Source organism: Streptomyces sp. NPDC050625, from assembly GCF_040654755.1.
Lineage (GTDB): Bacteria > Actinomycetota > Actinomycetes > Streptomycetales > Streptomycetaceae > Streptomyces.
In genome coordinates this window covers 37,253-49,931 of the sequence record NZ_JBFAIQ010000034.1, presented here as the reverse complement: position 1 = coordinate 49,931, position 12,679 = coordinate 37,253, and the positions used below count along the sequence as shown (strand labels likewise).

Sequence of the window (12,679 nt, the reverse complement as noted above, 5' to 3'; positions counted from 1 at the left end):
CAACGCTCACAAAACTGTGAGCATTGTGCCCCTCTCGGAGCGTCACGCTGTTCTCACGCCTGGTAAACAACGACGCGGGAGCAACGCGATGGCACACGGTCGGAAAGTTCCGAACGGCGCAGGCCTGTGTTCCCTCGCGGCCCTGCGGCCGTTGGCGCAAGGCGCGCCCCGGCAGTCGCGCGAACGACTCCGGGGTCGGCCAACGCTACTTAGGAGCGCCGACATGCAGAACGCTACAGCCCCGGGCCCAGGCCACCCACCCGGCCCGAAGATGACGATCAGGGTCTACACGGTTACTCATGAGGGCATCGTGACCGAGCCTCGCGCCCGTGTGAGCGTGCCGCACGACTACGTGCCACCCCCCGAGGGACTGGGCACCCAACTGCCGCCCTGCGCCTGCCCGCAGCACGCCCAGGCGGGTGCGGCGCGATGACCGCCATCCGCCCTCAGGCGTGCCGGGCAGAGAAGACGCCGCTGGACACGGTGACGATGCGCGGTACGGCGCACGACTTCATTCGCGCCGGGGATGTGCTCCTGCGCCACGGGGAGCTGAAACAGCACAGCACCGAGTTCAGCCAGAACCTGTGGCAGCTGATCGACCAGATCGGACAGCTTGCCGCGCGCCGGCCGCAAGAAGTGGTCGCGAGCGTGGCCATGGCCGGAGTCGCCGAGGCACAGCGTCGACTCGACCTGATCGAGCGTCCCGGGCTGCGAGGCGAACACGAGCGCGTGAAGAAGCTCGCCTGCTCCGTGCTCGCACTGTGCGACCACTACGAGACGCTGTCGGGGATCACGATGTGCCTGGTCTGCGACAAGCCGATCGCGGCCGACGAAGAGACCGTCCCGTACGACCAGTTGAGCCCGTCCGGCGGCGCCACCAGATCCGGGCGCATTCATGCCGCGTGCGTCAACCGCCCGCGCCGCAGCCACTGACCGGCGCCACCTGCCCTTTGACCAGGGGCCCCACGGCGGCCGCTTCGGGTCAGGGCCGCACTCTCAGCGCCCCTCCCGCTGGAGCAACGGAAATCTCCGACGGCAGGGGTTCCACGAGCCCGTCCCGGCCACGGGCGGTCGGAACGGGTGCACAACCGGGCGGAGACCACTTCTCCGACTACGGATGAATCCGGAGGTTGACCATGAACCTGTACGAGATGCCCGCGGCCGCAGACACCCCGGCCAGGAAGTGGTGCGGCGGGAATCTGGGCGGCGACAACGAGACCTGTGTCACCACCACTCCACTGGCTGAAGCGGACGCGTTCATCATCGGCGACTCCAAGCCCGAAGGCGCCGGTCGCGAGTTACGCATGACCGGTGCGGAGCTCGACAGCTTCGCCCTCCGGTGGACCCGTGACCGGGGCCTGAAGCTCTAGCCTGACGGCCCGCCATACGCAGACCACGGGCCGTCCCTCCCCTCTCCCCCCGGGGGGCGGCCCGTCCTGGACGGACATTAAGAGACAGGGGCGCTCATGACCACCATCGCACCCGAACACCCGAGGCTGACCAGCCAGAACTGGGCTGGTCACTGGCACGGCTTCGGTCCGTGGATCGGCCCACCGGAGCACTACGCGAAAGAGGGCAGCAAACGCCCACCTCACCCCGTACAGCCGGGGCCCGACAGCGACCACGCAGGCCGCTACCGCGAGGCCGCCGGCGAGTTCGCCAACGGCAGTCTGCCGCCCCTGATGACCGGTCACTGGCTGATGAAGCGCGGGCAGGCCGAGGCCTCCCGCACCTGGACGGACGTCACCGACGCCGTGGCGTGGCTTCGGGGGCACTACACCAGAAACCTTCCCTTCGAGCGGTCCGACGGCTTGCAGACCTACGCCGAGTTGGACGTCAAAGTCGCCTATGTCTACGACGTACTCCCCCGCGGAGTCGACGTCACCTGGGTCCACTACACCGAGTCGCGCAGCCTCTTCTCGGCCGCCGTCGTGTGCTGCCCGAACCTCTTCCACGCGGACACTCCATGCCCGCTGAAAGCCTCATCGACGAGGAGCACGGATGTCGCTCAGTCTGCTGTTGCCCCCGGTTGGGGTGGCTGACCTCCTGGCCGACTGGCCCGACGCGCCGCGCGTCTACGAGCGCGGCACCACGGAGATCGATCATCCTGCCCCGAGAGCTGGAGGGGCCGATGTTCACCGACCGCCTGGGCGAGACCAGGGAAGCCCTCATCGGATTCCTGAACAGCCTGGACCTGGCGGAAATGGCTGGACTGCTGTGTGAGACGGCCGTGACCGACCTGGAGTACACGACCTGACGTTCCCCCAAGCGGCCCCGTCCGTCCGCTTCCCCCCGTGGCGGATGGGCGGGGCCTCTCCGTCGCAGGCGGCCAGTCAGTCGATTGGGACGGAGACGAGTACGGCGTCCTCGGCAGGTCGTTTGTGAGCGCATCCGCGAAACCGTCCGGAGGGGCACCGCATGACACAGCAAGAGACCATCGCGGTAGAGCGCTTGGACGGATCGGCTGCGGCGCAGGCCGAGGACGCGTTCAGGCTGGTCTACGCCGAAGCGTTCGCGGAACCGCCGTACAACGAGACCGCCGACGACGTCACGGCCACCTTCAGGCGCTTCCGCTCCCAGACACGCAAACCCTCCTTCCGTGCAGCCTTGGCCCGTACCGAGGGCGGCGAGCCGGTCGGAATGGCGTACGGCCATCTGCTCAGCCCCACCACACGGTGGTGGGACCAACTGACCGAACCCGCGCCCGACGAGATGCGACGGGAGGACGGACACCGCACTTTCGGGCTCATGGAACTTGCCGTACATGGGCCGTGGCGTGGACAAGGGATCGCACGCCGCCTGCACGAGGCGCTGCTCGTCGGCGTCGAGGCAGAGCGGGTGCTGCTCAACGTCCACACGGACAGCAAGGCGGCGTCGGCCGCCTACCGGGCATGGGGGTACCGAAAGGTCGGCGAGGCACGACCGTGGGAAGGCGCGGACCTCCATGACGTGATGCTGCTCGACCTGCGCTGAACGTCAGGCCAGCGCCGCGCACGTATGGGCGTGGCGACCGGTCGCGGGGCAGGTCGCCCGAGATCCCGGCGTCCCGGCGGACCTCACCAGAGCCTGTCGATCTCCCCGGGATACAGCTCGATACGGCTGTCGCGGAACAGCGCCTCCGCCCGGCGGGCCTCGGATGAGAAGAAGGCGGCCATCGTCACCTTGTCGAAGCCGGGACGGTCGCTGGGAAACGGGGACTGGGGCGTGCCGCCGATCAGCACCGCTCCGGGAAGGACCACCCAGCCCGCGCTCTCGTAGAACGCCCGGAGCGGGCGGTCGCAGGTGAACAGCCCCAGGTCAAGCTTCCGCTCAAGCATCGTCTCGCGGGCCGCCGCCACCAGGCGTCGGCCGTGTCCACGGCCACGGGTCTCGCGCCGGGTCACTACGGTGCTCAGTCCTCCGCCGGCATAGCGCCCGCCCGCGTGGACGATCTCCTTGGACAGGATGTCCAGCGCGGCCACCACCGTCCCGTCGGCCACGAGCAGCATCGACAGCGGCCGCAGCGCGGGATCGTGGGCCGGTGCGTCGGGCGGAGCAGCCGCGCCGGGCGGCGACGGCCACGCCTGCTCCTGGATCTCCCGCACCTGCGCACGCAGCTCGAAGGGAGTGGCTTCTTCGGGAAACGACAGGATGTGCACGCCCCGATTGTGGTCACCCACCGCGCCGGCGCAAGGAGGTCTTCGCAGCTCCCAGCCCCTGCCCATGCCCATGCCCCCGCCCCGGTCGGGGCAGGAGCGGGGCGACGCCGGTGCGCACGCCGCGGGGGAATCGGCGCGCGCACCGGGGCCGTTGGTCCCCCGGTGGCCCGAGGGACCGGTCGGTGGCCGGGACCGGTGCGGGCCGGTCCCGGCGGGTTCAGCCGGCCGGCCTGCCAGTTCGGCTGCAGCCAGCCGGCCTGCCGGTTCGGCTTCAGCCGGCCAGTTCGACGAGCTTGGCGACGTTCTCGGCCGGGTCGGGCATCGCGGCGATCTCCGCGGCGACCTTGCCGGCGGCCACCCGGTAGCCCTCCTCGGCGAGCAGGCGACGGGTGGCCTCGGTGACCGCCTCGGGCGACTGGTCCGCGGCGAGGACGACCTCGCCCGCGCCCGCGGCGGCGACTGCCTTCCCGTTGGCCGGGCCGTCGGCGCCCTGCGGCAGGACCAGCTGCGGCAGTCCGGCCGCGAGCGTCGCCAGCGTGGTGCCGGCGCCGCCGTGCTGCACGACCACCGACGCGTGCTTGAGCGCCTCCGGCTGTGCCACCCACGGCACGGCCACCACACGCTCGGGCAGCTCGCCCAGTTCCTCGACCGGCACGACGGGCCCGGCCGCGACCAGCACTTGCACGTCCAGCGGCAGCAGCCCCTGCAGGACCGTACGCAGCACCTCGGGCGAGCCGAGCGCGGTGCCCAGGGTGAGGTAGACGAACGGCTTGCCCGACTCCCGTATCCGCTGGGGCAGTTCGCCCGGCTCGGAGTAGGCGACCGTGCGCTGCTCGATGCGGGGCAGCGGCGCGGCCAGGAAGCCCGGGTCCTGGATGGACGGCGGGACGATGTCGATGTAGCTGCGGGACAGGGCCAGCAGTTGGCCGAAGGGCACGTCCACGCCGAGGTCGCCTGCGGTGGCGAGCAGCTCCTGCTGGATGCGCTCCTCCTCCGGGCCCAGCGCCATCACACCCACGCCGTGCGCGACGGCGGGCACACCCGCGAGCGCGGCGGCGAAGGCGGCACCGGGGTTCAGTGCCTCGTAGACGACGAGGTCGGGCCGCAGCCGCTCCAGCGCGGTGGCGAGGTCGGCGGCCACCCAGCGCGGCAGCACGGAGCCGAACACCTGCACGTGCAGGGACGCCAGCACCTCCGGCGGCACGTCCTGGGCCCCGAGCTCGCCCGCTCCCGCGAGGTCGGCTCGAGAGCTGACTGCTTCCATGAACGCCTCGGGCACCGACCGGCCCGCGGCCACCGGCTCAAGGCCGGCCGTCACCACGGCGGGGTGCAACTGCTCACCCGTGGCGAAGGAGACCTCGTGGCCCGCAGCCCGGGCGGCCTTCGCCAACGGCAGGAGGGGATAGACGTGGCCGAAGTTACCGGCGCCGGCAAAGAGGATTCTCATACCGCCCCAGCGTAGGGACGCGCACACCGGTTGTCTAGTGCCGACAGATTTTCTGTCATCGACAAGTTTCGCTGATAGTAGGCCATTTGAAGGCCGGTCGGAACTCGCTCGGCGGATCGAGCGCCCCTCTGGGGCAGGTCGAGGCGCTCTCCAGGCACAGCCGATCGCGCCGCCCCATCGTCGTGGTGCGGCCGCCCGCCCCAGGGTGCGCGAGACAAGCCGAAGGAGCCCCTTGATGACCATCACCACCCAGGCAGTCGCGCCTCCGGGTGTATCGAGGAGTCATGTGCAGCGGTTCATGCTGTCCGCGCAGGCCCTCGACAGCGCGGTGACGCCCAACGAGGTGTTCCACGAGTGGTTCTCCGCCCAGCGCCGCACCAACCGCTACGACGTGCGCCGCATCCCGTTCTCCGAGCTCGTGGGCTGGCACTTCGAGGACACCACCGGGAACCTGGTGCACGACAGCGGGCGGTTCTTCTCGGTCGAGGGCCTGAGCGTGCGCACCGAGTGGAACGGGCACGAGACGTCGTGGGAGCAGCCGATCATCAACCAGCCCGAGATCGGCATCCTGGGCATCGTCGTCAAGGAGTTCGACGGCGTCCTGCACTGTCTGATGCAGGCCAAGATGGAACCCGGCAACGTCGACACGGTGCAGCTCTCCCCCACCGTGCAGGCCACCCGGAGCAACTACACCGGGGTGCACAAGGGCGCCGCGGTCCGCTACATCGACTACTTCAAGCCGCCGCGGATGCAGTCGCGGGTGCTGTACGACTCGCTCCAGTCCGAGCAGGGCTCCTGGTTCCTGCGCAAGCGCAACCGCAACATCGTGGTGGAGGCCGTCGGGGACGTCCCCGAGCACGAGGACTTCGTCTGGCTGACCCTCGGCCAGATCCACCAGCTGCTGCACGAGTCGAACGTCGTCAACATGGACGCCCGTACGGTGCTGTCGCTGATCCCGGCCTTCGGCGAGAGCGGGCTGCCGCTGCACCCGACCGAGCAGGTGCTGAGCCGGCTGACCGAGGTCAAGGCCCGGCGCGAGCTGGTGCAGCGCACCCTGCCGCTGAACCGGGTGGAGCGCTGGCGGCGCACCGACGAGGGCATCGAGCACGAGACGGGGCACCACTTCACCGTCATCGCCGCGTCCGTCGCGGCCGCCAACCGCGAGGTGAAGAGCTGGACCCAGCCCCTGCTGGCCCCCGCCGAACAGGGCCTGTCCGCCTTCCTGATCCGCCGTATCTGCGGGGTGCCGCACCTGCTGGCGCAGGCCAGGTCCGAGGCGGGCGTGCTGGACGTCGCCGAGCTCGGCCCGACCGTGCAGTGCCAGCCGGGCAGGGCGCTGACCCTGCCGCCCGAGCTGCGGCCGCGCTACCTGGACGTCGTCCTGCGCGCGACCCCCGACGAGCTGCTGTACGACACCGTGCAGTCCGAGGAGGGCGGACGCTTCCACCACGCGGGCAACCGCTACGTCCTCATGGAGGTCGGGGACGAGTTCCCGGTGGACGTACCCGAGGAGTTCGTGTGGGTGACGGCCGAGCAGCTGAGCGCGCTGGTACGGCACAGCAACTACCTGAACATCGAGGCCCGGACGCTGCTGACCGGGCTGCGCGCGGTCTGGTCGCTGGGCGGATCGCTGAGCGGGGTGTTCGCCCGGTGAGCGCCGACGCCGTACGACCCCACGCCGTACGACCTCATGCCGTACGACCCCTGCGCCTGGGCGTGCTGGGCTGCGCGGACATCGCCCGGCGGCGCATGCTCCCCTCGCTGGAACGGCAGCCGCTGGTCGAGGTGACCGCGGTGGCCAGCCGCACCTCGGAAAAGGCCCGGCAGTTCACCGACCTCTTCGGCGGCACGCCCGTCGAGGGCTACGAACGGCTGCTGGAGCGCGACGACGTGGACGCGGTGTACATACCGCTGCCGCCCGAGATGCACGTGGAGTGGACCCTGCGGGCGCTGGCGGCCGGCAAGCACGTGCTGTGCGAGAAGCCGTTCGCCACCAGCCTGGCCGACGCCGAGAAGGCGGTGGCCTTCGCCAGGGAGCGCGGCCTGCTGCTGATGGAGGGCTTCATGTTCCTCCACCACTCCCAGCACGCCCGGGTACGGGAGCTCGTCGCGGACGGGCTGATCGGTGAAGTCCAGCTGTTCTCCTCGGAGTTCGGCATCCCACTGCGGCCGGCCGCGGAGCCCGGCGGCACACCCCGGCGGGCCAGCACCCTGCCGGAGGTGGCCGCCTATCCGATCCGCGCCGCCCAGCTCTTCCTGGGCCCCGGGCTCCGGGTGGCCGGGGCCCAGGAACGCCCGGCCAGTGCCTACGGGCCGAGCCCCGCGGGCAGCGCGCTGCTGGTGTCGCCGTCCGGCGCCGCCGCGCAGCTGGCCTACGGCGTCGAGCACGCCTACATCAGCGGGTACGGGCTGTGGGGCAGCCGGGGGCGGCTGCGGCTGGAGCGGGCCTTCAGCACACCGGACGACTTCACCCCCGTACTCAAGGTGGAACGCGACGGCGAGGTGAGCGAAATGGCCCTGGACAAGGACCACCACTTCACCAACATCGCCGGTGTCTTCGCCCGTGCCGTACTGCACGGCGAGGACTTCGCCCCGCACGCGGAGGCGATCCTGGACCACGCCCGGCTCGTGGAGGAGGTCGAGCGGGCGGCCGGCCGCTGACGGAGCGCGGCCACAGGGAAAGCGGCCCGGCGCGACGACGGAGAACCTCCCGTCGCAGCGCCGGGCCGCCGGCGTTTCCGCGTGTGCAGCTGGGTGTTGCTGTGTGTTGCTGTGTGCTGCTCAGGCGCCCTGCATGGCGTAGAAGTCGACGCCGAGCTGGTGGAACATCCCGGCCATGTCCAGCTGGTCCCAGTGCTCGGCCAGCAGCCCGTTCTCCACGCGCCAGATGTCGATGGACTGGAAGCTCAGCGTGCGGCCGGTGCCCTCGACGCCGAAGAAGGTGCCGCGGTGGGTACCGGAGTACTCGAACCGGCCCGCGATCCGGTCACCGTCGACGATCACGTCGTGGGCGACGACGTGGACGTCCGGGAACGCGTCGAAGATCTGCTGGAAGAAGGCCGCGTTGGCCTCTATGCCGTCGGCGACGACCGGGTTGTGGTCGATGTGCCCGGGCGCGGTGTGCTCGCTCATCGTGCTCACATCATGACTGTTGATCATGTCGACGAAGGCCTGGACGAGTGCGCGGTGGTTGTCTGCCATGGGTGTGTTGCCTCTCTCGGGCTCGCCTCACGGAATTCCTGACGGAACCCCTGCCGAATTCCTGACGGAACTCCTGACGGAACTGCACCGAGGATCCGTACTCCCTCTTGAGTCGCCCTGGAGGGCCCCTGTGGGCGCGGCCGATCCCCCACCCCCGCTCAAGTACCCGCTCCTAGCCTCGACGCCATGAAGGCTCTCGTACTCTCCGGCGGGGCCGGAACCCGCCTGCGCCCCCTCACCCACACATCGGCCAAGCAACTGGTGCCCGTGGCCAACAAACCCGTGCTGTTCTACGGTCTGGAGGCGATCGCGGACGCCGGTGTCACGGAGGTCGGGATCGTCGTCGGGGACACCGCCGACGAGATCAGGGAGGCCGTCGGCGACGGCTCCAAGTTCGGTGTCTCCGTCACCTACATCCCGCAGGAGGCGCCGCTGGGCCTGGCCCATGCCGTGGTGATCGCCCGGGAGTTCCTCGGCGAGGACGACTTCGTGATGTACCTCGGTGACAACTTCATCGTGGGCGGCATCTCCTCCCTGGTCGACGCCTTCCGCACGGACCGTCCCGACGCCCAGATCCTGCTGACCCAGGTCTCCGACCCGCGGCAGTTCGGCGTGGCCGAACTCGGGGCCGACGGACGCGTGGTCAACCTGGAGGAGAAGCCCAAGTCGCCGAAGAGCGACCTGGCGCTGGTCGGCGTCTACCTCTTCACGCCGGCCGTGCACGAGGCCGTACGCTCCATCGAGCCGTCCTGGCGCGGCGAGCTGGAGATCACCCACGCGCTGCAGTGGCTGATCGACGCCGGCCGCGACGTGCGCTCGACGACGATCTCCGGGTACTGGAAGGACACCGGGAACGTCGCCGACATGCTGGAGGTCAACCGGACGGTGCTGGAGCGTGCGGAGCCGCGCGTGGCCGGAACCGTCGACGACACCAGCGAGATCATCGGGCGGGTGCAGATCGACGAGAGCGCGACGGTGACGGCGTCGCGCATCGTGGGCCCGGCCGTGATCGGGCCGGGCACGGTGGTCACCTCCTCCTACATCGGCCCGTTCACCTCGATCGCCGGCGACTGCGAAATCACCGACAGCGAGATCGAGTTCTCGATCGTCCTCGACCACTCCCTGGTGCACGGCGCCCGCCGCGTGGAGGCATCGATCATCGGACGCAACGTGGAGGTGACGCCCGCTCCGCGGGTGCCCGCCGCGCACCGGCTCATCCTCGGCGACCACAGCAAGGTGCAGATTTCCTCATGACGACTACACGCATCCTCGTCACCGGCGGCGCCGGCTTCATCGGCTCGCACTACGTCCGCACGCTTCTCGGCCCCGACGGACCGGACGACGTCGCGGTCACCGTGCTCGACAAGCTGACTTACGCGGGCAACCCGGCCAACCTCGACCCGGTCCGCGAGCACCCCGGCTTCCGCTTCGTCCAGGGCGACATCTGCGACCGAGACCTGGTCGCCGAACTCGTCGCCGGCCACGACCAGATCGTGCACTTCGCGGCGGAATCCCACGTAGACCGCTCCATCCAGGGGGCGGCGGAATTCGTCATCACCAACGTCCTGGGCACCCAGACCCTGCTGGACGCGGCCCTGCGCCGCCCCGGCGGCCCGGCCCGCTTCGTCCACGTGTCCACGGACGAGGTGTACGGCTCCCTCGCGGAGGGCTCCTGGCCGGAGACGGACCCCCTCAAGCCCAACTCCCCCTACGCCGCGTCCAAGGCCTCCTCCGACCTGCTGGCACTGTCGTACCACCGCACCTTCGGCCTGGACGTGCGGGTGACGCGCTGCTCCAACAACTACGGCCACCACCACTTCCCGGAGAAGGTCATCCCGCTGTTCGTCACCAACCTCCTCGACGGCCTGCGCGTGCCGCTGTACGGCGAGGGCCTGAACGTCCGCGACTGGCTGCACATCGACGACCACGTCCAGGGCCTGGAACTGGTCCGCACCGGCGGCCGCGCGGGCGAGGTCTACAACATCGGCGGCGGCACGGAACTGAGCAACAAGGAACTCACCCAGCTCCTCCTGGACCTGGCCGGCGCGACCTGGGACAGCGTCGAACACGTCCCGGACCGCCTGGGCCACGACCTGCGCTACTCGGTGGACTGCACCAAGATCACCACGGAACTGGGCTACCGCCCCCGCAAGGACTTCACGCAGGGCCTGACGGAGACGTTCACGTGGTACCGCGAGAACCGTTCATGGTGGGAGCCGCTGAAGGAGCGAGCGGCGCTGTGAACTGACCGGGCGGGCCTCGTTCCCGCTTGCCGCCCCGGACTCACATGCCGCCCCGGACCCTGCCCGGTCCGGGGCGGCCGCGGCTTCAGGGCAATGCTCCCGAGTGATCTACAAGTCCTCGCGCTGACAGGAGTGCGGCTGGACGGCACCGTCCGACAAGACTCGCCCGATTCTCGACCGGCTTGACGTATGCCGATATGGGAATACGATGGCTGCCATGGCACGAGCAGCGACGACGTCGGACGCGTTCAACGCGATCGCCGAGCCACAGCGCCGGGACATCCTGGCGCTGCTGCGGGCGGGTGAGTGGCCGGTGACCGATCTGGCCCGGGAGCTGGGGATGAGCCAGCCGCGGGCGTCCAAGCACCTGCGGGTGCTCCGGGAGGTGGGGCTGGTGCGGGTCCGTGAGGCCGGCAAGCAGCGCCTCTACGGCCTGGACGCCCGCGGGCTGCGGCCGGTCCACGAGTGGGTCGGCGGATTCGAGCGGTTCTGGAACGAGAGTTTCGACCGGCTGGACACCTACGTGCAGGACCTCAAGCAGGCACGGCAGGAGGAATGACCGATGGCAGGGGCAAGGCAAGAAACGGGGTCGGAGCCGGCGACGGCCGACCGGGAGATCGTGATCTCCCGGGTCATCGACGCCCCGCGGGAGCTGGTGTTCGAGGCGTTCACCGAGGTCCGGCACCTGTCTCAGTGGTGGGGTCCGGAGGGGTTCACCACCACCACGCGGTCCTTCGAGTTCCGCGAGGGCGGGGAGTGGGACTTCGTGCTGCACGGGCCGGACGGGACCGACTACCAGGAGTGGATCCGCTGGCAGCGGATCGCCCCGCCGGAGCGGATCGAGCTGCTGCACGGTGAGTCCCGCGACGATCCGAACGCCTTCGAGTCGGTCCTGACCTTCGCGTCGGACGGCGCGGCGACCCGGATCGAGATGCGCACGGTGTTCCCCACCAAGGAACTGCGCGACGAGGCGGTCGAGAAGTACCACGCGATCGAGGGCGGCCGGCAGACCCTGAGCAACCTGGCGGCCTACGTCACCGACCTCGCGCGGAAGGGGACGCAGGGCTGATGGCCGGGAAGGTGTTCTTCAGCGTGGCGATGTCGCTGGACGGGTTCATCGCGCCGGTCTTCCCCGAGTCCGTGCCCGTTGACGACTTCTTCGCGCCCGAGAAGCAGGACGACCCGGACGTTCAGCGCTGGTTGGCGCAGTGGGCGGAGCTGCAGCAGTGGTTGTTCCCGCTGCGGTTCATGCGGGAGAACCTGAAGCTGGGCGAGGGCGGCGAGGAGGGCCGCGACAACGACATCGCGCGCGAGACGTTCGAGCGCACCGGCGCGAGCGTCATGGGCAAGCGCATGTTCGAACTCGGCGAGCAGGCATGGCCGGAGGAAGCGCCCTTCCACACCCCGGTCTTCGTCGTGACGCACACCAAGCGTGACCCGTGGGAGCGGCCCGGCGGTACCACGTTCCACTTCGTCAACGACGGCATCGAGCAAGCCCTCGACCAGGCCCGCGAGGCCGCCGGCGACCGCGACGTCCGCATCGCCGGCGGCGGCGCGACGATCCTGGAGCACCTGAACGCCGGCCTGGTCGAAGAGTTCTCGATCGCGCTGTCACCGGTGCTTTTCGGCGCCGGCACCCGCCTGTTCGACGGCGTGGACGCGTCCAGGATCGCGCTGGAGCCGGTCCGTTCGGAGCCGTCGTCGCGGGTGACGCACCTGACCTACGCCGTGCATCCACGGTAGCCCTTCGACAACTCAGGAGGTTGCTTCCGCCCGTCGCCGTACCTCGGCCGCGAACTGACGGACCCTCATGAAGGATCGAGGCCGGCCTCCGTCCGAATCCGCCGAACAAGCAGGAGAAGCTTCAACCTTCGGATCGGCCGAACCACCCGGAGATCGAGATGCGAGCCCCGAGCAGCGGAGTCAAGAATCGAACTGAGCGCTACTGACGCCGACTACGGAAGGGTTGACGATCATGCGAGGCATGATCGCACGCACTCTGGTCGCCAGCGTCGCCGCAGGCATGCTGGCAGGCGGAGCAGCCGTGGCCGCTACCGGTTCCGCCGTCGCGGTGCCGGCCAAGGCCAGTGTCGCCGACAGTCAGCACGCCGCCACACCCCACCCCACGCCGACCCACAAGAAGTAGCAAC

17 protein-coding genes are annotated in these 12,679 nt (G+C 69.9%); 14 read left to right on the top strand and 3 right to left on the bottom strand.

The annotated features are described in order from the left end of the window. Window positions 1-310 precede the first annotated feature (310 nt). The 6 genes from AB0I54_RS40810 (at window position 311) to AB0I54_RS40785 (ending at window position 2,973) form a co-directional block, all read left to right on the top strand. Entirely contained in the window at window positions 311-433 is a 123-nt protein-coding gene (locus tag AB0I54_RS40810; RefSeq protein ID WP_363301399.1) for a hypothetical protein, read from the top strand. Then, window positions 430-933 carry a DUF6415 family natural product biosynthesis protein gene (locus tag AB0I54_RS40805; RefSeq protein WP_363301398.1) on the top strand — a complete coding sequence of 168 codons (504 nt, stop codon included), beginning with the start codon at window positions 430-432 and terminating at the stop codon, window positions 931-933. The genes AB0I54_RS40810 and AB0I54_RS40805 overlap by 4 nt, the downstream gene beginning before the upstream one ends. Before the next feature lie 203 nt (window positions 934-1,136). Further along, window positions 1,137-1,370: a DUF397 domain-containing protein gene (locus AB0I54_RS40800; RefSeq protein WP_363301397.1), complete on the top strand. Its 234-nt coding sequence runs from the start codon at window positions 1,137-1,139 to the stop codon at window positions 1,368-1,370. A 96-nt stretch (window positions 1,371-1,466) separates the two neighbouring features. After that, on the top strand, window positions 1,467-2,042 hold the full coding sequence (locus AB0I54_RS40795; protein ID WP_363301396.1) for a hypothetical protein: 576 nt from the start codon (window positions 1,467-1,469) through the stop codon (window positions 2,040-2,042). Between the two features lie 89 nt (window positions 2,043-2,131). Then, entirely contained in the window at window positions 2,132-2,257 is a 126-nt protein-coding gene (locus AB0I54_RS40790) for a hypothetical protein (protein WP_363301395.1), read from the top strand. A gap of 161 nt (window positions 2,258-2,418) precedes the next feature. Continuing rightward, window positions 2,419-2,973: a GNAT family N-acetyltransferase gene (locus AB0I54_RS40785; protein WP_363301394.1), complete on the top strand. Its 555-nt coding sequence runs from the start codon at window positions 2,419-2,421 to the stop codon at window positions 2,971-2,973. A gap of 83 nt (window positions 2,974-3,056) precedes the next feature. Here AB0I54_RS40785 and AB0I54_RS40780 read toward each other — a convergent pair whose 3' ends face one another. Both AB0I54_RS40780 and AB0I54_RS40775 read right to left on the bottom strand, forming a co-directional pair. Further along, window positions 3,057-3,638 carry a GNAT family N-acetyltransferase gene (locus AB0I54_RS40780; protein ID WP_363301393.1) on the bottom strand — a complete coding sequence of 194 codons (582 nt, stop codon included), beginning with the start codon at window positions 3,636-3,638 and terminating at the stop codon, window positions 3,057-3,059. Window positions 3,639-3,909: 271 nt separating this feature from the next. Then, entirely contained in the window at window positions 3,910-5,085 is a 1,176-nt protein-coding gene (locus AB0I54_RS40775; protein WP_363301392.1) for a glycosyltransferase, read from the bottom strand. A 235-nt stretch (window positions 5,086-5,320) separates the two neighbouring features. Between AB0I54_RS40775 and AB0I54_RS40770 the strand changes: the two genes are divergently transcribed. Next, a complete protein-coding gene (locus AB0I54_RS40770) occupies window positions 5,321-6,739 on the top strand; it encodes an NDP-hexose 2,3-dehydratase family protein (RefSeq protein ID WP_363301391.1) in 1,419 nt (472 codons plus the stop codon). Next, the gene (locus AB0I54_RS40765; protein WP_363301390.1) at window positions 6,736-7,746 is read left to right on the top strand and encodes a Gfo/Idh/MocA family oxidoreductase; all 1,011 of its coding nucleotides are present in this window, start codon (window positions 6,736-6,738) and stop codon (window positions 7,744-7,746) included. Before AB0I54_RS40770 ends, AB0I54_RS40765 begins: the two co-directional genes overlap by 4 nt. A 120-nt stretch (window positions 7,747-7,866) precedes the next feature. On the opposite strand, the gene AB0I54_RS40760 is transcribed toward AB0I54_RS40765, so the two are convergent. Continuing rightward, window positions 7,867-8,286, bottom strand: coding sequence for an ester cyclase (locus tag AB0I54_RS40760; protein WP_263217224.1), 420 nt, complete (start codon window positions 8,284-8,286; stop codon window positions 7,867-7,869). Between the two features lie 186 nt (window positions 8,287-8,472). Between AB0I54_RS40760 and AB0I54_RS40755 the strand changes: the two genes are divergently transcribed. From AB0I54_RS40755 to AB0I54_RS40730, 6 genes are all read left to right on the top strand, one after another. After that, on the top strand, window positions 8,473-9,540 hold the full coding sequence (locus tag AB0I54_RS40755) for a glucose-1-phosphate thymidylyltransferase (RefSeq protein ID WP_363301389.1): 1,068 nt from the start codon (window positions 8,473-8,475) through the stop codon (window positions 9,538-9,540). Next, window positions 9,537-10,529: a dTDP-glucose 4,6-dehydratase gene (gene rfbB, locus AB0I54_RS40750; RefSeq protein WP_363301388.1), complete on the top strand. Its 993-nt coding sequence runs from the start codon at window positions 9,537-9,539 to the stop codon at window positions 10,527-10,529. The genes AB0I54_RS40755 and rfbB overlap by 4 nt, the downstream gene beginning before the upstream one ends. Window positions 10,530-10,746: 217 nt before the next feature. Continuing rightward, window positions 10,747-11,088, top strand: coding sequence for a metalloregulator ArsR/SmtB family transcription factor (locus AB0I54_RS40745; RefSeq protein ID WP_363301387.1), 342 nt, complete (start codon window positions 10,747-10,749; stop codon window positions 11,086-11,088). Window positions 11,089-11,091: 3 nt separating this feature from the next. Further along, window positions 11,092-11,598, top strand: coding sequence for an SRPBCC family protein (locus AB0I54_RS40740; protein ID WP_363301386.1), 507 nt, complete (start codon window positions 11,092-11,094; stop codon window positions 11,596-11,598). After that, entirely contained in the window at window positions 11,598-12,272 is a 675-nt protein-coding gene (locus tag AB0I54_RS40735) for a dihydrofolate reductase family protein (protein WP_363301385.1), read from the top strand. The genes AB0I54_RS40740 and AB0I54_RS40735 overlap by 1 nt, the downstream gene beginning before the upstream one ends. Before the next feature lie 241 nt (window positions 12,273-12,513). Further along, the gene (locus tag AB0I54_RS40730; RefSeq protein WP_363301384.1) at window positions 12,514-12,675 is read left to right on the top strand and encodes a hypothetical protein; all 162 of its coding nucleotides are present in this window, start codon (window positions 12,514-12,516) and stop codon (window positions 12,673-12,675) included. Window positions 12,676-12,679 lie beyond the last annotated feature (4 nt).

Coding starts and splice junctions, on each gene's coding strand:
- AB0I54_RS40760 (WP_263217224.1), bottom strand. CDS start 8,286: ATGGCAGACAACCACCGCGCACTCGTCCAGGCCTTCGTCGACATGATC.
- AB0I54_RS40775 (WP_363301392.1), bottom strand. CDS start 5,085: ATGAGAATCCTCTTTGCCGGCGCCGGTAACTTCGGCCACGTCTATCCC.
- AB0I54_RS40735 (WP_363301385.1), top strand. CDS start 11,598: ATGGCCGGGAAGGTGTTCTTCAGCGTGGCGATGTCGCTGGACGGGTTC.
- AB0I54_RS40800 (WP_363301397.1), top strand. CDS start 1,137: ATGAACCTGTACGAGATGCCCGCGGCCGCAGACACCCCGGCCAGGAAG.
- AB0I54_RS40755 (WP_363301389.1), top strand. CDS start 8,473: ATGAAGGCTCTCGTACTCTCCGGCGGGGCCGGAACCCGCCTGCGCCCC.
- rfbB (WP_363301388.1), top strand. CDS start 9,537: ATGACGACTACACGCATCCTCGTCACCGGCGGCGCCGGCTTCATCGGC.
- AB0I54_RS40790 (WP_363301395.1), top strand. CDS start 2,132: ATGTTCACCGACCGCCTGGGCGAGACCAGGGAAGCCCTCATCGGATTC.
- AB0I54_RS40740 (WP_363301386.1), top strand. CDS start 11,092: ATGGCAGGGGCAAGGCAAGAAACGGGGTCGGAGCCGGCGACGGCCGAC.
- AB0I54_RS40805 (WP_363301398.1), top strand. CDS start 430: ATGACCGCCATCCGCCCTCAGGCGTGCCGGGCAGAGAAGACGCCGCTG.
- AB0I54_RS40730 (WP_363301384.1), top strand. CDS start 12,514: ATGATCGCACGCACTCTGGTCGCCAGCGTCGCCGCAGGCATGCTGGCA.
- AB0I54_RS40770 (WP_363301391.1), top strand. CDS start 5,321: ATGACCATCACCACCCAGGCAGTCGCGCCTCCGGGTGTATCGAGGAGT.
- AB0I54_RS40785 (WP_363301394.1), top strand. CDS start 2,419: ATGACACAGCAAGAGACCATCGCGGTAGAGCGCTTGGACGGATCGGCT.
- AB0I54_RS40745 (WP_363301387.1), top strand. CDS start 10,747: ATGGCACGAGCAGCGACGACGTCGGACGCGTTCAACGCGATCGCCGAG.
- AB0I54_RS40795 (WP_363301396.1), top strand. CDS start 1,467: ATGACCACCATCGCACCCGAACACCCGAGGCTGACCAGCCAGAACTGG.